General features: G+C 72.0%; 18 protein-coding genes. 12 read left to right on the top strand and 6 right to left on the bottom strand.

Translation table 11 applies throughout. The features are described from left to right. The first annotated feature begins 64 nt into the window (after positions 1-64). Positions 65-274 carry a hypothetical protein gene (locus ACH4S7_RS09105; protein WP_398520445.1) on the top strand — a complete coding sequence of 70 codons (210 nt, stop codon included), beginning with the start codon at positions 65-67 and terminating at the stop codon, positions 272-274. Here ACH4S7_RS09105 and ACH4S7_RS09100 read toward each other — a convergent pair. Continuing rightward, positions 271-975 (bottom strand): NAD(P)-dependent oxidoreductase, encoded by a 705-nt coding sequence (locus ACH4S7_RS09100; RefSeq protein WP_398520444.1) that lies wholly within the window; start codon positions 973-975, stop codon positions 271-273. The two genes, ACH4S7_RS09105 and ACH4S7_RS09100, sit on opposite strands and share 4 nt — an antisense overlap. Positions 976-1081: 106 nt before the next feature. On the opposite strand from ACH4S7_RS09100, the gene ACH4S7_RS09095 reads away from it, so the two are divergent. The 5 genes from ACH4S7_RS09095 (at position 1082) to ACH4S7_RS09075 (ending at position 10759) form a co-directional block, all read left to right on the top strand. Further along, the gene (locus ACH4S7_RS09095; protein ID WP_398520443.1) at positions 1082-1765 is read left to right on the top strand and encodes a TetR/AcrR family transcriptional regulator; all 684 of its coding nucleotides are present in this window, start codon (positions 1082-1084) and stop codon (positions 1763-1765) included. A 155-nt stretch (positions 1766-1920) separates the two neighbouring features. Continuing rightward, entirely contained in the window at positions 1921-5115 is a 3195-nt protein-coding gene (locus ACH4S7_RS09090; RefSeq protein ID WP_398520442.1) for a tetratricopeptide repeat protein, read from the top strand. 44 nt (positions 5116-5159) lie between these two features. Then, on the top strand, positions 5160-8171 hold the full coding sequence (locus ACH4S7_RS09085) for a hypothetical protein (protein ID WP_398520441.1): 3012 nt from the start codon (positions 5160-5162) through the stop codon (positions 8169-8171). Between the two features lie 4 nt (positions 8172-8175). Further along, complete coding sequence (locus tag ACH4S7_RS09080) at positions 8176-9462, top strand: CHAT domain-containing protein (RefSeq protein WP_398520440.1); 1287 nt, start codon at positions 8176-8178, stop codon at positions 9460-9462. Between the two features lie 304 nt (positions 9463-9766). Further along, on the top strand, positions 9767-10759 hold the full coding sequence (locus ACH4S7_RS09075) for a hypothetical protein (RefSeq protein ID WP_398520439.1): 993 nt from the start codon (positions 9767-9769) through the stop codon (positions 10757-10759). A 28-nt stretch (positions 10760-10787) separates the two neighbouring features. Here the strand turns inward: ACH4S7_RS09075 and ACH4S7_RS09070 are convergent, their stop codons facing one another. Together ACH4S7_RS09070 and mca are read right to left on the bottom strand one after the other, a co-directional pair. Beyond that, on the bottom strand, positions 10788-11042 hold the full coding sequence (locus tag ACH4S7_RS09070) for a hypothetical protein (RefSeq protein ID WP_398520438.1): 255 nt from the start codon (positions 11040-11042) through the stop codon (positions 10788-10790). After that, complete coding sequence (mca, locus tag ACH4S7_RS09065) at positions 11035-11916, bottom strand: mycothiol conjugate amidase Mca (RefSeq protein ID WP_398520437.1); 882 nt, start codon at positions 11914-11916, stop codon at positions 11035-11037. Before mca ends, ACH4S7_RS09070 begins: the two co-directional genes overlap by 8 nt. A 163-nt stretch (positions 11917-12079) precedes the next feature. Here mca and ACH4S7_RS09060 point away from each other — a divergent pair, with 163 nt between their 5' ends. Beyond that, positions 12080-12484, top strand: a complete 405-nt coding sequence (locus tag ACH4S7_RS09060; protein WP_398520436.1) for a DUF4307 domain-containing protein — start codon at positions 12080-12082, stop codon at positions 12482-12484. Positions 12485-12766: 282 nt separating this feature from the next. Next, positions 12767-13264, top strand: a complete 498-nt coding sequence (greA, locus tag ACH4S7_RS09055; protein WP_398520435.1) for a transcription elongation factor GreA — start codon at positions 12767-12769, stop codon at positions 13262-13264. Positions 13265-13515: 251 nt separating this feature from the next. Here greA and ACH4S7_RS09050 read toward each other — a convergent pair whose 3' ends face one another. From ACH4S7_RS09050 to ilvA, 3 genes are all read right to left on the bottom strand, one after another. After that, entirely contained in the window at positions 13516-14376 is an 861-nt protein-coding gene (locus ACH4S7_RS09050; protein WP_398520434.1) for an ABC transporter permease, read from the bottom strand. Then, on the bottom strand, positions 14373-15428 hold the full coding sequence (locus ACH4S7_RS09045; RefSeq protein WP_398520433.1) for an ATP-binding cassette domain-containing protein: 1056 nt from the start codon (positions 15426-15428) through the stop codon (positions 14373-14375). Before ACH4S7_RS09045 ends, ACH4S7_RS09050 begins: the two co-directional genes overlap by 4 nt. A gap of 415 nt (positions 15429-15843) precedes the next feature. Further along, complete coding sequence (gene ilvA, locus ACH4S7_RS09040) at positions 15844-17079, bottom strand: threonine ammonia-lyase (protein ID WP_398520432.1); 1236 nt, start codon at positions 17077-17079, stop codon at positions 15844-15846. 288 nt (positions 17080-17367) lie between these two features. Between ilvA and ACH4S7_RS09035 the strand changes: the two genes are divergently transcribed. The 4 genes from ACH4S7_RS09035 (at position 17368) to ACH4S7_RS09020 (ending at position 19117) form a co-directional block, all read left to right on the top strand. Next, positions 17368-17907, top strand: a complete 540-nt coding sequence (locus tag ACH4S7_RS09035) for a MarR family winged helix-turn-helix transcriptional regulator (protein WP_398520431.1) — start codon at positions 17368-17370, stop codon at positions 17905-17907. A gap of 174 nt (positions 17908-18081) precedes the next feature. Continuing rightward, complete coding sequence (locus ACH4S7_RS09030) at positions 18082-18633, top strand: sigma factor-like helix-turn-helix DNA-binding protein (RefSeq protein ID WP_398520430.1); 552 nt, start codon at positions 18082-18084, stop codon at positions 18631-18633. Then, positions 18630-18875 carry a hypothetical protein gene (locus tag ACH4S7_RS09025; RefSeq protein WP_398520429.1) on the top strand — a complete coding sequence of 82 codons (246 nt, stop codon included), beginning with the start codon at positions 18630-18632 and terminating at the stop codon, positions 18873-18875. Before ACH4S7_RS09030 ends, ACH4S7_RS09025 begins: the two co-directional genes overlap by 4 nt. Positions 18876-18925: 50 nt before the next feature. Next, complete coding sequence (locus tag ACH4S7_RS09020) at positions 18926-19117, top strand: DUF1059 domain-containing protein (RefSeq protein WP_398520428.1); 192 nt, start codon at positions 18926-18928, stop codon at positions 19115-19117. Positions 19118-19267 lie beyond the last annotated feature (150 nt).

Raw genomic sequence — 19267 nt, 5'->3', positions numbered from 1 at the left:
ACATGTCGTCGCCGACCGCGTAGCAGCCGTGGAAGTACCGGCCCAGCACGACGAAGGGTGTGCATTGCCCGTACCTCACGGCATCGCGGCCGAGCGGGATCTCTGGGACGCCTGCGCCCGGAGCCCCCGCAACGACGTGACGGACGCCGAGCCCGTGTTCCGCTGGACCCAGTACGAGGACCACGGGCCGGGGGTCGAACTTCTCGGTGCCCCTGGTGTCGGTCTGGACATCGGGCATATCGGGACGCTGATCGCCTCCGCCGTGCGGCCCTAAGCGCCACCCACGTGCGCGAGCGCGCTCCGGGTGCCGCGGCCCACGATCGCCGGGGCCTCCTGGATGAGGGTGTCGTCGGCGAGGGCCGCCACCATGAAGAGGGCGAAGTCCACCCGGTGCGTCAGGTCGCTGGCCAGTACCGGATCGCCCACGTGCGGACTCCAGACGGGCAGGCCCTGGCCGGGGCCCTCCTTCAGGGTGCTGCCGCGCACCACGGTCCACCGGGTATCGCTGGCGAACACCCGGCGGCACGCCTCCACCTGGTCGTCGATCTCGGCGGCGCGGACGAGTCGGGCCAGCAGCGTGGCGATCCGGAGGCCCAGGGTGAACATCCGTGAGTAGCGGTCCTTGCCGTCGCGGGTGATGTGCCAGCCGCAGGAGAAGATCAGGCGCGCGTCCGGCCCGGCGTGGTCGAGGACCGCCTGCGCCGTGCCCGAGGCGTACTGCCGTACGCCCCAGGGCACCAGCACCGTGAGCACCCCGTCGCACCCGTCCACCGCCCGCCGGATCACCTCCGGGTCGTTGGTGTCCCCCGGGACGATCGTCATCAGGCCGTCGAACGCGGCCAGTTTCGGCACACTGCGCTCCCGACAGACGCCGACCACGTCGTAGCCCCGTTCCAGCGCCTGCCGGACCATGTACTGCCCGAGCTTCCCCGAGGCTCCGACGATGCAGACCTTCTTCACGCGATCCCCGCCCATGGCACAGTCCCTTCGCCGGAATGCCGACCTTATGCTGTAAGGCAAGGTAACCTTATGCCGTAAGGCAGTCAATGAAGGCGTCAATGAGGGTGGAGGGGAGCGGCGGATGCCCGAGGGAGGCAAGGGCCGGCGCGGGGCCGCGGCGCGGCAGCCGCTCAGTCGTGAGCGGGTGATCCGCGCGGCGATGGCCGTCGCGGACGAGAAGGGCTCGGCCGCGCTCACCATGCGGGCCATCGCCGAACCGCTGGGCGTCGAGGCGATGTCGCTCTACCACCACGTCGCGGGCCGGGAGGACGTCCTCGACGGCATGGTGGACGCGGTGTTCGGCGAGATCGACCTGCCACCGCGCGACATGGACTGGAAGGGCGCCCTGCGCCACCGGACGCTCTCCGCCCGCGCCGTGCTCCGGCGCCATGCCTGGGCCGTCGGCCTGATGGACTCCCGTACCCGGCCCGGCCCCGCGACCCTGCGCCACCACGACGCCGTCATCGGGGCCCTGCGCGCCGGAGGGTTCTCCGTCGCGATGACCGCGCACGCCTTCTCGCTGATCGACAGCTATCTGTACGGCTTCGTGATCCAGGAAGTGAGCCTGCCGTTCAGCGGCCCGGCCGAGTTGGACGAGGTCGCGGGCGCCATTCTGCGGGAGATGCCCGCCGACGCCTACCCGCACCTCGCCGAACTGGCCACCGAGCACGCCCTCAAGCCCGGCTATGACTACGCCGACGAGTTCACCTTCGGCCTCACCCTCATCCTCGACGCGCTGCGACCCGACGGTGAGGCGGGGCACTGAGGTGACGGCGCGGCGCCTCTCCGGCAGATCGGGCCGGCAGCAGCCGCCTGGCAGGGCCCGACAGGAACCCCGGGGTCCCTCGCACCTCGCATCTACGCCCCCCACCGACGACACTTGCACCCGGAGTGCGGAACCGGACGTTGAGGGGGACCCAGATGCGCGACAGCCACCGGACCGAAGCCGAGCGGCTGTTGGTGCGCGCCATGGAGGAGGAGGGGCGGCGCGGGCAAGGGGACGCGCACGTACTGCTGGCGCGCGGCCGGGCCGCGTTGGACTCGCTGGTGGCGAGTGCCGCCGACGAGTACCGCGCGTACGACCAGGCGCTGACCGAGTCCGAGGCCAGCCGGCAGTCGCTGTCCACCCGCCTCAGCCGGGCGAATCTGGCGGCGCCCGCCCTCGTCACCGCCGTCGCGTCGGCCGCGGCCGTCGGCGCCGATCTCGCGCTCGGCACGAGCACCGGGACTGCGCTCGGAGCCGGGGCCGTCGTCGCCGTCGCAGGAGCGGCCACCACCGTCGTCAGGGCGACCGCATCCCACTGGCCCGCCGCACACCGCCGCGCCGGGGCGCTCGGTCAGCCGGGCGGCTCCGAGCAGTTGCGGTTGCAGTGGCTGACCGCGCTGGAGGTACGGGGCATCCGCCCGTTCCTGGATCAGCAGCGGATGCTGGCCTCCGCCACCCGTACCGCCCAGCAGACCGCTCCCCGGCTGCGCGGCGGCGACCGTAGCGCCCTCGCCCGGCGGCGCTCCGTGCTGGAGCAGTCCTTCGGTCATCTTCCGGAGCCGCGCGGGCCGTTCGCCGGACGGCGGGACGCGATGACGCGGATCGCGCAGTGGGTGCACGCCGCCCGCGCGTCCACCGAGACCAAACCGACGGTCGTCGTGCTGTACGGGGCACGGGGTTCGGGCCGCAGCACACTGGCGGTGCGCGCGTCGCACCACCTGAAGGACCAGTTCCGGGGTGCGTGTGTCGTCGATCTGCGCGGCGACAGCGGCCACCCCCTCTCCACCCGGGACGCCCTGCTCCATCTCCTGAACCGACTGGGCGCGCCCCGCGAACAGTTGTTGTTCCGGGAGCGGTCCTCCGCCGAACAGCAGGTACGGCGGCTCGGCGAGCTGTACCACCAGCATGTGACGGGGCTGCCGGTGACCGTGGTGCTCGACGACGCGGCCGACGCCGCGCAGGTGCGCACCCTGATACCGGAGCGCTCCGACAGTCTGGTGCTGGTCACCGCCCAGACCCGGTTGGAGCTGCCGGACGACGTGCCGGCCTGGGTGCACCACCTCCCGGTCGAGGCCCTGGACGAGGCCGCGTCCGACGAACTGCTGCGGGAGTCCGCCGCCGAACCGTCGGCCGGCCCGTACGACGCACAGGCCGCGGACCGGGTACGGGAGCTGTGCGCGGGGCTGCCGCTGGCGCTCCGGATCGCGGGTTCCGCCCTCGGGCCGCGTACCGCACAGCAACTGGCCACCGATCTGGCGGCGTACGGCTCCGCCGACCCGATCGAGCGCGCCCTCCTGCTGCGCTACACCGACCAGCCCGAGCAGGCCCGCAGGCTGCTGCGGCGGCTCGCGCTCGCCGGGCGGGCCTCGCTGGGCGCGGCGGCCGCCGCCGCGCTGCTCGCCACCGACGAGGAGGAGTCACAGCGGCTGTTGACCGCGCTCTCCGACGCCGGTCTGATCGACCGGGTGCGCGGCAGCCGCTACCGGCTGCACGACGCGGTCCGGACGTTCGCGCGGGCCCGGCTGCTGGACGAGGAGGAGGACACCGAGCGCGCCGCCGCGCAGGAGCGGCTGATCCAGAACCACGCGGATCTCGCCGGCGCGGTGATCCGGATGGTCGACGGCAAGATGTCGACCCGCGCCGGCCAGTTCGGTGCGCACGGGTTCTCCTCGCTCGATTCCGCGCTGCGCTGGCTGGACGACGAGTCGAGTTTCATCACCTCCGCGCTACGGCACGCGGAGGGCGTCAACCAGCAGACCGTACTCAATCTCCTCGGCGCCCTCGCCGACTACTGCCTCCTCCGCGGTGACCTCTACCGCCTGGGGGAGATCAGCGAGTTGTCGCAGGCCGTCGACCAGGGGCTGTTGGAGCGTTCCGTCCGGTGGCGGACCGGTATCGCGGCCCGTCAGCTCGGCGAGCTGGACAAGGCCCGTACCACCCTGTCGTCCGTCGTCGGCCTCTACCGCGAGGCACAGAACGACGCGGGCGCCGCACTCGCCCTCTGCTCGCTCGGGATCACCCTGCACCATCAGGGCAATCTCACCGAGGCGGCCGCGAAGCTCCGGGAGGCCGTCGCGCTCCAGTCCTCCGACGAGCAGGCCGAGGACCGGGCGTGGTCGCTGCACGCGCTGGCCGCCGTCCGCCGTGATCAGGCCCATCTCGGCGAGGCCGTCGCCCTCCTGACGACCGCGCTGGCCCTGCACCGCGAGGGCGAGTCGCTGCACGGCGAGGCGTGGACCCATTTCCAGCTCGGCCAGGTGTGTCTGCGGATGGGCGACGTGCCACGGGCCGAGTCCGCATTGCGCGCGGCGCTGGAGCTGTACGGACGGACCCGGGACGGCCGGGGCGAGGCATGGGCGCTGACCCAACTGGGGCGGGCCCGGCTGGTCGACGGCGATCCGGTCCCGGCGACGGACCAGCTCACGCAGGCGCTCGCCCGGCACCGCGACAACGAGGACGCGCGCGGCGAGGCATGGACCCTGTACTACCTGGGGCAGGCGCTGGAGGAGCGCGGCGACCGCGATCAGGCGGTACGGGAGCTGGAGCGGGCCCGGACGATGTTCTCCCGGATGCGGGACGTGTACGGGCTGGCCGGCGCCCGCCACCACTCCGGCCGGGTCACCCGGGACCAGCGCGCCGCGCAGACCGGCAATCTCCGCAACTCCGGCTTCGCCCGCCAACTCCTGGTGGACGCCCGCGCCGACTTCCGCCGTATCGGGGTCGCGCACGGCGAGGCGTGGACCTGTCTGGAACTCGCCCTGATCGACGCGGGCAACAGCCGGGCCGGGCAGGCTCTGGCACTCTGTGACGAGGCGGTGGAGCTGTTCGCCTCGTACCACGACGACCGTGGCGGCGACTGGGCCCGTTTCCTGCGCTGCACCCTGCTCCCGTACGCCTCCCCCGGCGGTACGGAGGTCGGGACGGTCGTCGCCCAGCAGGAACTGGCCGAGTTGCGGAGCGCGGGGCACGACACCCGGGACGGCAAACTGGAGGAGTGCGTGGCGGCGCTGGCGGTGATGCTGGAGCGCGGTGTGCGGCTGGAGGACGGCTGGCAGGCGTGGAATCTGGGTATGGTGCCCAATCGACATGCCCGGGAAGTGATGGGCGTTCCTGTGGTGGTGGCGAACTGACCGCTGGATACTGGTGGTTCGCGGCCGATCGGGGGAGGTGGCGCGTGGAGGACCGGCGCAGGGTTGCCGCTCGGCGGCTCCGGAAGGCACGCTCCGGCTCGTACACGCCCCCGGAGTCCCAGCCACCCCAGGAGACCCCGCCCCACGACGGACGTCCCTTCGTCGGGCGCCAGGAGCTGATCGGCCGCCTTCTCCGTGAGCTGACGACCGCGCGCGTCCTGGAGCTGCACGGCCCCGCCGGCATCGGCAAGTCCGAGATCGCGCGCCGGCTCACCCTGCTCGTCGGCGACTCCGGCGCCACAGGGGGCTCGGGCGACGCAGGCGGCTCCAGCGGCTCCAGCGGCTCCAGCGGCACGAGCAGCTCAGGCGACATGGGCATTCCCGACCGCCCCGACCGCCCTGAGGATTCCGACCGCCCTGAGCATTCCGACCGCCCTGACGACCCCGAGCGCCCCGCACACCCCGCCCACACGGACACCCCCGTGCACTGGCTGCCCGTGTCCGAGAGCGCGCACCGGCCCGAGGTGCCGCTGCTGAAGCTGCTCGGCCGCCTCGGTGTGCCCCCCAGCGAGCTGCGCGCCTCACTGCCCGACTTCCCGGACGCCACCCCGGGCGAGCTGGTCGAGGTGATCCGCCGCGAGCTGCGCCGACGACCGGCCGTCGTCGTCGCGGACGGCGTCCCGGCCGGACGGCCCGGCGCGGGTCTGCTGACCAGCCTCACCGACGCCGTCCGGGGGACGGCCGGCCTGATCGTCGCCACCTCCGGCGAGAGCCACGCCGACTCCGTACGCTCGCTGCCCTCGCACGCCGTGCCACCGCTCACCGAGGAACAGGGCGCGGAGTTCCTCGGCCTTCCCACCACGGAGCGCCATCCCCTCGTTCGTGCCTCACACGGCTTCCCCCTCTTCCTGCGGCTCGCCGAGAGCCTGCTGCGGGAGGTACGGGCGGGAGTGGCCGACTCGGCGGTCGCCCAGGCACTGGACGTGGCGCTGTACGGCGCGGGAGGCGGGCGTCCGGTGCCGAGGACGCCCGACGATCTGTTCGCGCTCTCCCGGCGCGCCCTGACCCCCCGGGCGGACGCCCTGCTCACGCTCCTCGCCCAGTTGGAGATGGAGGACCTGCCCGACGCCATGACGGACGTCCTCGGCGGCACCGGGCCGTTCCGTGAGCTGTCGTACCGGGGACTGCTGCAACGCCCCCGCCCCGGCCACTGGCGGCTGCCGCTCGCCCTGCGGGAGCTGGTGACCCCCCGGCGCACCCCGGGAGAGCGCCTGCGCAGCAGGGAGTTGGTGGAGGGCGCCATCGCGGGCGCGCTGGCCCGGACCCGTACGCCCGCCTGGTCCGACATCGAGTCCCTCGTCCTGCTCGCCGCGCGCACCCTGCACTCCGCCGACCCGCTGGCCCGCGACTGCGCCCCCCGGCTCGCCCGCGACCTGGGTCGGCGCAATGACCTCAGCACGCTACTGATGCTGCGGAGCAGCACCCTCCGGCACCCGTCGTTCGATCTGCCGCTGGCCGCCGTCGCCCGGCAGACCGGTGACATCACCCTCGCCACCCGACTGCTCCGGAGCCACGGCGACCACGAGGACGCCCGCCTGGAGCTGGTCGAGAATCTGCGCCACTCGGGCCTGCTGGACCAGGCGACCGCGCGGCTCGACGGCGCCCCGAAGGACGTGGCGCCCGGCTGGCAGCTCCATCTCCGGGCCGCACTCGACTGCGACCGGGGCGCGCCGGCCGGGGCCGCCGCCCTGTTGCGCCGGGCCGTGGAGACGCATCAGGTCGCCGGGAGCGAGCACGGCGAAGCATGGGCCGCCTATCACTACGGACGGCTGCGGCTGCTCATCGGCGACGCCGACGGCGCCGCCGAGCGGCTCCGCTTCGCCCGGGGGCTCTTCCACCGGCTGGACGAGCGGCGCGGGGTTGCGTGGGCCGACACCGCGCTGGCCCGGGTGCTGCTGCTGCGGGGCGACCGGTCCCGTACCGTACCGGCGCTGCGGCGGGCGGTGGACGGGCACCGGGCGACGGACGATCCCCGGGGCCGCGCGTGGACCGGTTACTACCTGGCGCTGGCGCTGGCGGACGAGGGCTCCCCCGACCTGGCATCGGCGGAGCTGGACCGGACGGTCACCCTATTCCGCACCGTACGGGACGACCTCGGCCTCGCCTGGGCGCTGCACCACCGCGCGCTGCTGCGGCCGGTGGCCGGCGGGACGCTGCGGGAGGCGCTGGAGGTCTTCTGGCGCAACGGCTCTCTGAACGGGCTCGCCTGGACCCTGCTGGAGCTGGGCGCGCGCGAGGCGGACGAGGGCCGGCTCCGCAGCGCGCGGGGCTTCTTCGACCTCGCGGGAGACGAGGCCGGCACGTACTGGACCGATCTCGTCGCCGCCACCCTCGCCGGTGACGGGCCCGGCCGCGCGCGGGCGCTCAAGGAGCTGTGCCGTTTCCACCCGCCGGGCCTCCTGGAGGGCATCGGACACCCGCCGCCGCCCGGGGACGGTGGACAGCTCCCGCCGCTGTTCGGATACATGGCGCGCGGCCTGCCTGACGCCGGGCTCGCGCCGGACCTGTCGGCGGACTCCGGTCGCCGGCCGGCCCGCCACCGGGTCGCCCTGCCGCCGCGCGCCGCCCGCTACACCGTGCCCGAGCCGCTCCCGGAGCCCCCCGCCCCGACCCCTCCGGCGCCGCCCCGCCCGGACGTCGAGTCGCACGTCCGGCTCACCCTCCTGGACGACGATGTGTTCTGTGACGTCACCGCCCGGATCGCGCTGCGCGTCGAGCCGGGCCCCGGGCACCCCTGGGCGGGCACCGGCGACCTCCCCCTGCTCCGGGTGCACGCCGTACCGCTGACCAACGCCGATGTGGAACCCGCCCACTCGGTGCCGGTCCGGCCCGCGTCCGACGGCTGTGAGTTCCGGCTCACCCCGCACCGGACGGGCCCGATGCGGGTGCGGTTCACCATCGAGCACCGGGACAGCGGATCGGTGCTCCAGCAGGTGGAGACGGAGCTGGACGTCCGGCCCGCCGCCCTGCTCCCGCCGGCGCCCCGGGAGGCGTGAGTACGTGCCCCGAGAACTACCCGCCCGTATCCTCCAGGATCCGAGCCTCGGCTTCACCCGCCTGCCGCGCCGCGGTGCCGTCGCCCCCGATCTCGTGGTGGTCTTCGACCGGTACGGGGACGACCGCGTCCAGGCGCGGATGTACGGGACCGCCCTGCCCGCGATCGGCTCCGAGCACCGGGTCCTCCTCGATCGCAGACCCACCGAGATCCAGGGCGTCTCGTCCCGGCTGCGACGGCTCTGGAAGCGCGAGTTCGTCGAGTTCCAGCCATTGGAGGAGGGGTACGAGCCGCCGGGCCGCATCCGCCCGTACGCGAGTCTGATCGACCTCCGGGACGAACCGGAGCGAGAGCTGTACGACTCCCTCGAAGAACTCGCCACCCAGGGCTCCCACTTACTCTTCGAACTGCTGCTGGCCGGGGAACCGGAGACCCCGGTGGGGCTGTTCCGGGCGTTCCTGATGGACGCGCTGGCGGGTGAGCGGCCCCTGAGGATCCGCTTCGACTCCGATCTGCTGTACGTGCCGTGGGCGATGCTCGCGCTGCCGGCCGGCGCGGTGCCCGGGCCCTCGGGGCTCGATGGTCTCTTCCCCCGCTTCCTCGGCTACCGCCACCAGATCGAGCAGACCTGCGGCTATCACGGGGTGCTCCCGGGCCCCGCACCGCGACGGCCCCCCGAGCTGCCCGTCGTCTCGCTCAACCACGACACGGGCATCGACCGGCAGGGCCGGACCCGCGCCCATGACGTCGCCGACGCGCTCGCCAAGGGCACCGTCCTCACCGAGCGGACGACCCGCGCCGAGTTGCTGGACGCGCTGGAGCGGGGGCGGCTGGACGAGCAGCTCATGTACTTCTGGTGCCACGGGAACTTCCGTACGGACGACGGCCAGTCGCCCTGTCTGGTGGTGCGGCTCTCGGACGGCCGGGAGATCGACGCGTACACCCTGCGGGGGCGCCGTCCGACCCCCGGCACCGCCGACCCCTTCCAGCCGCTGGTGATGCTGAACGCCTGCTTCGCGGCCCAGCCGAGCGGCGCGGACCTCGCCTATCTGGGGCAGGCGCTGATGGACCGGGGTGCGCGGGGGATCATCGGACCGCAGATCGAGATGCCCCAGATCTTCGCGGCCGAGTACGCGCTGGGGTTCGTGACGCGCTATCTCGACGGGCGGGAGACGGCGGGCGAGATAGCCCACGCACTGGCCCGGCACTTCGCGGACAGTTTCCGCAATCCGCTGGGATTCGCCTACGGGCTGCACGGCGGGATGGACGAGCGGCTGGAGCGGGCGTCATGAGTACGGGACCTACGGGACCGGGGGCTGGGCCCGGAATGCCGGGGGCTGGAATACCGGGGGCTGGAGTGCCGGGGGCTGGAATGCCGGGGGCTGGAGTGCCGAGACCAGGTCCGTCGACGGCAGCGGCGGGTACGGGACCGGGGCCGGGGGCTGGAGTGCCGGGACCGGGTCAGTCGGCGGCGGGTGCCGTGGTCGCGGCGATGGCTGTACGGAGGCTCACGGCACCGGCACCGGTACCCCCCGGCCGGGGGGCCCGCGCACGAGCATCGGCACCGGCTGCCGGGCGGACCCGAGAGAGGACCTCATGACCCTCCCCACCCTCCGTACCGTCGACCTCGACGAGACCGGGCGGCTGCTCGACGGCCACGGCGGCGCCCTCGTCCAGGCCGATCGGCTGGACGAGCACTTCGCCACCGTGCTCACCCCGCCCGCCTGGGCCAGCGACATCATCGTCTATGTGCACGGCTGGCAGACCAAACCCGACGACGCGGCCGCCGCGGCGACGCGGCTGCTCGCGCTGGCCGAGGAGGGGCGCGCGGCACGCGGATCGCTCTACCCGGCGCTCGCCGGCCGGTTCGCGCCCTGGGTGGTCCTGGTCCGCTGGCCGTCCCGCAGCGGATATCTACTCAACGGCTACCGCCGCATCCGGGACCGCGCCCACGCCCTCTCCCGGGGCGAGGGGCACGCGGCCCGGGTCATCGGCCAACTCCTCGGCTATCTGGACACCCACCGGGCCGACCCCGCCGCCGCCCCCGTCCTCGCCAACCGGGACGGGCAGTACCTCCACCTGGTGGGGCACTCCTTCGGCTGCCGGGTGCTCTGCGAGGCCGTGCAGTGGGCGGCGGGCGACAGCCCGGGGGCCACCCTGAGCTGGAGCAGACCGGGCCCGGCCGACCGGCCCTTCACGGTCGACTCGATGCTGCTGCTACAGATGGCCGCACCCCGGGACACCTTCGACACCACCTTCACCGCGCTCGCGGACGCGCCGCTGCGCGGCCCGGTGGTCGCCACCCACACGCGCCGGGACTGGGCGACCGGTATCTGGCACCGAATCGCGGAGAGAGGGCGCGCCGGGGTCGGCAACCGGGGCATCCGCCGGACCCCGGAGCCGGTGTCCGCGATCCGGATGCTGGCGCCCGCCGAGGCATACCTGAAGGAAGCGCTCGACCACTGGTTCGTCAGCGTCGACGCGGGAGCGGTCTTCGTGGCCGGGCGGGGGCCCCAGGGCGCCCACTCCGACCATCTGCGCCCTGAGACAGCCCATCTGCTGCTGTCCCTGGCGGACCACTCCCGCTGACGCTCATCGGCCGCGGGTCGGGCACCCGTCAGGCGCCGGCGCCGGTCGGCTTCGAGGCCGACCGGCCCCGGGGCCCGTCCGCCGCCGTCTCCGGGGCTTCCTCGAAGCTGACCCGGTTCATGTGCCGGTTCATCGACTTCATCAGGAACCAGACGCCCAGGGCCAGCGCCGCGAACACGAGAAAGCCCAGGACACCAGGGGTGACCTTGTTCTTGTCCAGCTCCTTGGCAAGGGTGGCCGCGTGCATCATTGCGAGGTTTACGCTTGCGCTCATATCAGGCATTCTCGCGGATGCCCGCGAAGAGGTCGTCCTCGGGGAGGGAGGTATCGACCAGAGACTTCGCCAGCTCGTACTCCTCGGTCGGCCAGATCTCCCGCTGGAGGTCCAGCGGCACATGGAACCAGCCGCCGTCAGGATCGATCTGCGTGGCGTGCGCGATCAGGGCCTTGTCACGGATCTCGAAGAAGTCACCGCACGGAACGTACGTGGTCAGCGTGCGTTCGGCGCGCTCGAACTCCTTCCAGCGCTCCAGCCACTCCCCGTACGGCGACTCCAGGCCACGCGCGAGCAGCGCCTCGTGCAGCGCGACCGTGCGCGGACGGTTGAAGCCCTGGTTGTAGTAGAGCTTCCGGGGCTGCCAGACCGGACCGAACTCGTCCTCGGGGAAGCGCTCGGCGTCGGCCGCGCCCTCGAAGGCCACCATCGAGATCTTGTGGGTCATGATGTGGTCGGGGTGCGGGTAGCCGCCGTTCTCGTCGTACGTGGTGATCACCTGGGGACGGAACGAACGGATCGACCTCACCAGCCGGCCGGCGGCGCTCTCCACGTCCTCCAGGGCGAAGCAGCCCTCGGGCAGCGGCGGCAGCGGGTCGCCCTCGGGGAGCCCGGAGTCGACGAAACCCAGCCACTCCTGCTCGACGCCGAGGATCTCGCGCGCCTCCTCCATCTCCTTGCGGCGGACCTCGTGGATGTTCTCCTCGATGTAGGCGTCGCCCTGGAGCTTGGGATTGAGGATGGAACCGCGCTCGCCGCCCGTGCAGGTCACCACCAGCACGTCCACCCCCTCGGACACATACTTGGCCATCGTTGCCGCGCCCTTGCTCGACTCGTCGTCGGGGTGGGCGTGAACGGCCATCAGTCGCAGCTGCTCAGTCAAGACTCGATCCTCAGTGATTCGTCGCGAAATGTCAGTGCCGTCCCGCGGGGGCGGGGGTCCCCGGGGGGTCGGGGTGGCCGCCCGGGGGTCAGAGGGCGGCTTCTATAGTGACCGAATCGGGGGGCGGAAAATTCCGGCGTCTCCCAGTCCTGGAGGAATGACCATGACCGCCGTGCGCGAGGAGCTTCCCGCGAGCCGTTACGGCCGCTCGGCGGAGCGTGGCAGCGACCGTCGACTGAAGATCCTGGGCGCGGTGCTGGGCGTGGGCTTCCTCGGGATGGTCGGCTGGTTCGGCTACGACTACATCAGCGGCGAGAAGATCAGCGCCGAGGTGATCAAGTTCTCGGTGGCCTCCGACACCGAGGTGCAGGTGCATCTGGAGATCCGCAAGGGCGCGGAGATCACCGGTAGCTGTACGGTCCGCTCCCGCGCGGCGGACGGCGCCGAGGTCGGCCGGCTGGACGTCCCGGTGGCCGAGAAGGGCGTGTCCAGGATCGACCAGGTGGTCAAGATCCGGACAACCGTACGGGCGACCAGCGCCGAGCTGGTCCAGTGCGGGGCCCGCTAGGGCGTCTCCGCCCGGCCCTGCCGGGGCCCGCTAGGGCGTCTCCGCCCGGCCCTGCCGGGGCCCGCGCGCCCAGCCGCTGGGCCCTGCCGGCCCCGCCGCCCCCGGGAATCATCGGACCCGGGCCGAGGTTTCGGGCTCGACCTGGGATGACGTAATTCTGATGGCTTTTGTTCTCCCCCTTCCGCCACGAAATTGTTAGGCTCGTGGTTTCGCCCACCCAGGAAGGAACATCCTTCTGGGTAGGGCGATGCTTTGTATTCCCAGTACCTACGAGGAGCACCTGTGACCCAGACCAGCGAAAACGTCACCTGGCTCACCCAGGAGGCGTACAACCAGCTCAGGGCCGAGCTGGAGTACCTGTCTGGTCCCGCGCGCACCGAGATCGCCAAGAAGATCGAGGCGGCGCGTGAGGAGGGGGACCTGCGGGAGAACGGCGGGTACCACGCGGCCAAGGAGGAGCAGGGCAAGCAGGAGCTGCGGGTCCGCCAGTTGACCCAACTCCTGGACACCGCGAAGGTCGGCGAGGCCCCGGCCGACGACGGCATCGTGGAGCCCGGCATGGTCGTCACGATCGCCTTCGACGGTGACGAGGACGACACGCTCACCTTCCTGATGGCATCGCGCGAGTACGCGAGCTCGGACATCGAGACCTACTCCCCCCAGTCGCCCCTGGGCACTGGCGTCAACGGCAAGAAGGTCGGCGACAACGCGGACTACGAACTGCCGAACGGCCGGACCGCCTCGGTGAAGATCCTCGCGGCGAAGCCGTACACGGGCTGAGCCCCGCACGAGACGCACGACGCGCACGGCGCGTGACGGGCCCCGGGAGACGAATCCCGGGGCCCGTACTCGTACCGCGGCCCGGCGCGCCCCGGTGGGGCCTGGAAACCAGCGTGCCCGCCCCGCCGCGGTGAGCGGCTGGGCGGGCGCGGAGCGGGCCGGGTGGCGGGGGTGCCGTGCCAGGGGCCGCCGCGAGCCCGGCAGGGCCCGAACCAGCGGCGCTGGGTCGGATCGCGACCGGAGACACCGGGTCAGATCGCGGCGGAGCGGTACTTGCGCACCGCCAGCGTGCGGAACACCACGATGATCAGCACGGACCAGAGCAGCGAGGCCCAGACGGGGTTCTGCATCGGCCAGGCGTCCGCCACCGGGTAGTTGGGCGGAAGATTGCCGAAGAGCTCGCGGCACGCCTGGACGGTCGCACTGAACGGATTCCAGTTGGCGATGGTCTGGAGGAACGACGGCATGTTCTCCGCGGGCACGAAGGCGTTCGAGATGAACGTCAGCGGGAAGAGCCAGATCAGACCGCCCGACGTGGCCGCCTCCGGGGTGCGGACCGTGAGGCCGATCAGGGCGCCGATCCAGGAGAAGGCGTAGCCGAGCAGGAGCAGCAGCAGGAAGCCCAGCAGCACCTTGGCCATGTTCTCGTGGACCCGCCAGCCGACCAGCAGGGCGACGCCGGCGAGCACGAACAGCGTGAGCGCGGTCTGGACGAGGTCGGCGAGCGTACGGCCGGTGAGGACCGCGCCACGCGCCATGGGCAGTGAGCGGAAGCGGTCGATCAGACCCTTGTGCATATCGTCGGCGATGCCCGCGCCGGCACCCGCCGTGGCGAAGGTGACCGTCTGGGCGAAGATGCCCGCCATCAGGAACTCGCGGTAGCCGGCAGCGCTGAGGCCCGCGCCCGGGACGCTGATCGAACCGCCGAACACATAGCTGAACAGCACGACGAACATCACCGGCTGGATGAGCCCGAACAGCACCATCTCGGGAATCCGCGTCATGCGGATGAGATTCCGTCGGGCGACGACGAGCGAGTCCTTGACCGACTGCACGACACCGCCGCGCGGCCTGGGGGCCAGCACCTTGACGGCTTCGGTTGTGGTGGTCACTTGCCGCTCTCCTTAGGGTTCTTGCCGCTCCGGCCGCCGTGGGCGTCCGTCTGGTCGGCGGCCGTCGCCGACTCCGCGGGGTCATCGACGCCCTGGGGGTCCTCCTGCTCCACCTCGGCCGCATGGCCGGTGAGGGAGATGAAGACGTCGTCCAGGGTGGGGCGGCGCAGACCGATGTCGTCGATCTCCACGCCCCGGACGTCCAGCTCGCGGATGACCTCGGCGAGGAGCTTGGCGCCACCGAGAACGGGGACGATCAGCTTGCGGGTGTGCTCGGTGACGGTGACCTCGCCCTTGCCGAAGCCGGCGAGCACATCACGGGCGGGGGCGATCTGCCCCTTCTCGTGCACCACGACCTCGACGCGCTCGCCGCCCGTGCGGGCCTTGAGCTGGTCGGCGGTGCCCCGGGCGATGACCTTGCCGTGGTCGACCACGCAGATCGTGTCCGCCAGGTGATCGGCCTCTTCCAGATACTGCGTGGTCAGCAGCAGGGTCGTACCGCTGCGCACCAGTTCCTGGATGACCCCCCAGAGCTGTTGCCTGTTCCGTGGGTCAAGACCCGTCGTCGGCTCGTCCATGAACATCACGGGCGGGGAGACGACCAGCGCGGCCGCCAGGTCGAGACGGCGGCGCATACCGCCGGAGTAGGTCTTGGCGGGCCGGTCGGCGGCGTCCGAGAGGTTGAACCGCTCCAGCAACTGGGCCGCGCGGGCCTTCGCGTCCCGTGAGCTCATCTGGTAGAGCTGGCCCACCATATGGAGGTTCTCGCGGCCGGTCAGATACTCGTCCACCGCCGCGAACTGGCCGGAGAGGCCGATGGAGCGGCGGACTTCATTGGGGTGCTTGAGCACGTCGACCCCGGCGACGACGGCCCTGCCGCTGTCGGGTTGGAGCAGCGTGGTCAGCACGCGCACGGTGGTGGTCTTGCCGGCGCCGTTCGGCCCGAGCAGTCCCAGAACGGTGCCTTCGGGGACGTCGAGATCGACGCCGTCCAGTGCCTTTACGGCGCCGAAGGTCTTGACCAGACCTTCGGCGTAAATGGCGCCTGGCATAGAGGTCTCCCATGTGACAGATGGAGGTCGGTTGCGTGGATGGGCTGCGGGCACTCCGTACTAAATGCCCAGATTTGCAGTAGTTCACGGCTTTCGCCATGGCCGGCGCGAGGTCAGGAGCACTTGGCGAGGGCACGCCAGGGCCTGACGGGGGCTCGGCAAGCCCTTACCGTAACGCGATGTATCGCGACTCTCAAGAGGCTCGCGATACATCGCGCTCATGTATCGCGCACGCTCTTCCGGGGGGTGGAACCGACGGCGAGGCCAGGCCCGCGCCCCGTCGCGGCGGGGTCGCCAGAGCGAGCCGCGCGCCTGCCCACACGGCGACGGGCCGTCCGACCCGGGACACTCCTGGCCCCGGACACCTCTGACCGGGACACTCCTGGCCCGGGAACCGCTCAGCCCGGAAACCCGCTCAGCCCGTGACCGCGACCGTGTACCCCGCCCCCCGCAGGGCCGTCGCGACCTCCTCGCAGTGCTCCGGCCCCTTCGTCTCCAATTGGAGCTCCACCTCCGCCTCCGTGAGCCCGAGCCGAGGGTCGGTCCGTACATGACTCACATCGAGAACATTGGCATCGAGCACTGACAACGACCCCAGGAGCGCGGCCAGCGCCCCCGGGCGGTCCGTCAGCCGCAGCCGCAGTGACAGATACCTTCCGGCCGCCGCCATCCCGTGCCGCAGCAGCCGCTGCAACAGCAGAGGGTCGACGTTGCCTCCTGACAGCACGGCGACCACCGGGCCCCGGAAGGACTCCGGATCACTCAGCAGCGCCGCCACCGGAGCCGCCCCCGCGGGCTCCACGACGAGCTTCGCCCGCTCCAGACAGAGCAGCAGCGCGCTGGAGAGCGCGTCCTCGGAGACCGTACGGACTTCGTCCACCAGATCGCCAATGATTTTGAACGGGACATCGCCGGGGCGGCCCACCTTGATCCCGTCCGCCATCGTCACCGGCGCGTCGACCGACACCGGGTGCCCGGCCGCCAGCGAGGGCGGATAGGCCGCCGCGCCCTCCGCCTGCACCCCGACCACGCGCACATCCGGACGCAGGGCCTTCACCGCCACCGCGATACCGGCCGCCAGACCGCCGCCGCCGATACCGACGACGATGGTGCGCACCTCCGGGCACTGCTCCAGGATCTCCAGCCCGACCGTGCCCTGCCCGGCGATGATGTCGGGGTGGTCGAAGGGGTGGATGAAGACCGCGCCCGTCTCCCGGGCGTACTCCTCGGCGGCTTCGAGGGTCTCCTCGATCACCTGGCCGTGCAGCCGGACGTCCGCGCCGTACTCCCGCGTCGCCGCGACCTTGGGCAGCGGCGCCCCCACCGGCATGAACACGGTGGAACGCACCCCCAGCAGCGAGGAGGCGAGGGCCACACCCTGTGCGTGGTTCCCGGCCGATGCGGCGACGACGCCCGCCGCGCGCTCTTCCGGCCGGAGCCCCGAGATTCGTACGTACGCGCCGCGCAGTTTGAAGGAGCCGGTCCGCTGGAGGTTCTCGCACTTGAACCGGACCGGGGCGCCCACCAGCCGGGACAGATGCCTGCTGCCCTCCATCGCGGTCATCCGCGCCACGCCGGCGAGCATCTTCTGGGCCCCCCGGACGTCGTCGAGGATGACCGGCCGGAAGGTGTGGGTCGAACGGAAGCTCATACGGCAAGTCTCGCAGCCGGGTCCGACAGCGGCTTCCCCTGCCGTACGGACCCCCCTCCCGCGCGGGGCCCGCGATCATCACGCGGGGGTCGGTGTCCACACGGTGGACACCCGCGCCGAAGAGCCCATCACCCGTACGAACATGGGGTCTTCGCACCGGTCCGCCATCGGCCCGTCACCGCTTGTGTGCCGCTTTCCCACCGGTTTTCCCAACCCTCTACGGACCACCTCACAGCCGCGTACTCTGTCCCCCACCAATCGCCCACCGCACGAGAGAGCCCCCTGGCCATGCCCACTTCTCAGGACATGACGACTCATCTCGACCCCGGCCTCCTCGATGCTCTCCAGCACCAGGTCGCCCTCTTCGCGCGTCGCGCGGAGCAGACCCGACTCGGCGGGGTCGGCCAGGTCCGCAACTCCATGGACCGGGCCGCATATCTACTGCTCAACCGGCTCGACCTGGAGGGGCCGATGGGAGTGAAAGCCCTCGCCGCTGGGATGGGCATCGACTCATCCACCGTCACCCGGCAGGTCGCGCCGCTCGTCGACACCGGCCTCGTCAAACGCACCTCGCACCCCGAGGACGGCCGGGCCGTCGTACTCCAACTGTCCCCGCGCGGACAGGCCCGGCTCGAAGAGGTCCGTTCCTCCCGGCGCGAGCTGATGGCACGGGTCACGGAGGGCTGGACGGAGATCGAGCGGGACTCCTTCTGCGCCCTGCTCACCCGTTTCAACACCGCGCTCTCGGCGCGTCAGTCAGGACTGGCGCCGATGGATCACGCCGCGCTGCCCCATATGAGTACGGAGGTGCCGTCGAGCCCCTCCTGACCCTCCTCCGACTCGCCTCTCTTCCCCTCTCTTCCCTTCTCACCTTGCACGAGGACGGCAGGGGACCTGTCCCACCGGCAGCACGACCCTGGTACGCCGACAACCTGGGTATGCCGACAACAGGGCCGCGCCGACCTCTTGACCAGCGCCGCGCGACTGCCTCTATATGAGGAGGTGAGCGAGCGGCGTACGGAAGCGCGGCGTCGCCGCGCCCGCGAGTTCGAAGCGTTCGTCGCGGGTGCGGCCGGGCGGCTGTTGCACGCCGCCACCCTGCTGACCGCCGAGACCCCGGAGCACAATCCGCACGCGCGTCGGCTGCTGACCACGGCGCTGGCGCACACCTACGCGGAGTGGGACCGGCTGCGGGGCGAGGACCCGTACGACCGGACCCGTACGGACCTCACCGTCCGTTTCGCCCGCCACGCCCGGCGTCACCAGCGGGCGCGGGGCGGGCCACTGGGCGTACTCACCCCCCGAGAGCGTCTGATCGTGGTACTGCGACTGTACGAGGGAATTGCCGAGGAACAGACGGCGGCGGTGACCGGGCTGCCGGTGGGGCGGGTCCGCGCGATCTGCCGCCGGGCGGTGGGGACGGTCTGCGACGCGACACCGGCACCCCTGACCGCCGCCGCACCGACGCCCGCACCGGCTTCCACCCCGGCACCCGCACCCACGCCCACCCCGACTTCCACTCCGGCACCCGCACCGGCGGAGACGGCGTCATGAGCCGGCCGAACCGCCGGGAGGACCGGGTCCGTCGGATGCTGGCGACCCGTCCCGCGCCGATCCCACCGGATCTGGCCGCGCGGGCCATCCTGCTGGGCGCGCGGGTACTGCGCCGCAAACGGGCGGCGCGCTGGACCGGCTGGGTGTTGTTGCTGGTCACAGCCGTCGTCTTCACCGTCTGGGCAGTGCACGCGGAGCCCAGGGGAGCGATGGAGACCACGCCGACGCTGGAAGGCTGGTAACAGGTCTACCCTGGAACAAATGGTGCAAGAACGGCACCTAGGAGGCCGTTATGACCAGGAAAGTAGCCGACTGTCGTAAGTTCCCGAGTGAGATGAACTGCACCCTCACCATCGCGGGCGAGGAGGAGGAAGTCGTCCGGGCGGCGTCCGAGCACGCGGTGTCCGTGCACAGTCACACGGACTCCGACGAGCTGCGCGAACAGATCCGCGCCGGGTTGGAGACCGAGAAGGTCCCCGCCTGAGCGCACCCGCGGTACGGGTTCCCTCTTCGAGGGCTCGGTTCGCCTCCGGGGGGCTTTGAGCGTGTCCTGAAGGTGATCGTGCTCGATCCCTCGTCCCTCGGGACCGCCCGGGTCACGCCGGGCCCTCCCTTTCGGCACCCGCACGGCCCC

It is taken from the genome of Streptomyces sp. NPDC020965, assembly GCF_044333555.1.
In the GTDB taxonomy this organism is placed as follows: Bacteria; Actinomycetota; Actinomycetes; order Streptomycetales; family Streptomycetaceae; genus Streptomyces.
The sequence above is the reverse complement of the archived record's forward strand: the minus strand, read 5'-3'. Positions and strand labels throughout refer to the sequence as shown.

Excerpts from the sequence above, each read along its gene's own strand:
- ACH4S7_RS09100 (WP_398520444.1), bottom strand. The coding sequence starts at position 975 with ATGGGCGGGGATCGCGTGAAGAAGGTCTGCATCGTCGGAGCCTCGGGG.
- ACH4S7_RS09095 (WP_398520443.1), top strand. The coding sequence starts at position 1,082 with ATGCCCGAGGGAGGCAAGGGCCGGCGCGGGGCCGCGGCGCGGCAGCCG.
- ACH4S7_RS09090 (WP_398520442.1), top strand. The coding sequence starts at position 1,921 with ATGCGCGACAGCCACCGGACCGAAGCCGAGCGGCTGTTGGTGCGCGCC.
- ACH4S7_RS09075 (WP_398520439.1), top strand. The coding sequence starts at position 9,767 with ATGACCCTCCCCACCCTCCGTACCGTCGACCTCGACGAGACCGGGCGG.
- ACH4S7_RS09070 (WP_398520438.1), bottom strand. The coding sequence starts at position 11,042 with ATGCCTGATATGAGCGCAAGCGTAAACCTCGCAATGATGCACGCGGCC.
- ACH4S7_RS09060 (WP_398520436.1), top strand. The coding sequence starts at position 12,080 with ATGACCGCCGTGCGCGAGGAGCTTCCCGCGAGCCGTTACGGCCGCTCG.
- ACH4S7_RS09045 (WP_398520433.1), bottom strand. The coding sequence starts at position 15,428 with ATGCCAGGCGCCATTTACGCCGAAGGTCTGGTCAAGACCTTCGGCGCC.
- ilvA (WP_398520432.1), bottom strand. The coding sequence starts at position 17,079 with ATGAGCTTCCGTTCGACCCACACCTTCCGGCCGGTCATCCTCGACGAC.
- ACH4S7_RS09035 (WP_398520431.1), top strand. The coding sequence starts at position 17,368 with ATGCCCACTTCTCAGGACATGACGACTCATCTCGACCCCGGCCTCCTC.
- ACH4S7_RS09025 (WP_398520429.1), top strand. The coding sequence starts at position 18,630 with ATGAGCCGGCCGAACCGCCGGGAGGACCGGGTCCGTCGGATGCTGGCG.
- ACH4S7_RS09020 (WP_398520428.1), top strand. The coding sequence starts at position 18,926 with ATGACCAGGAAAGTAGCCGACTGTCGTAAGTTCCCGAGTGAGATGAAC.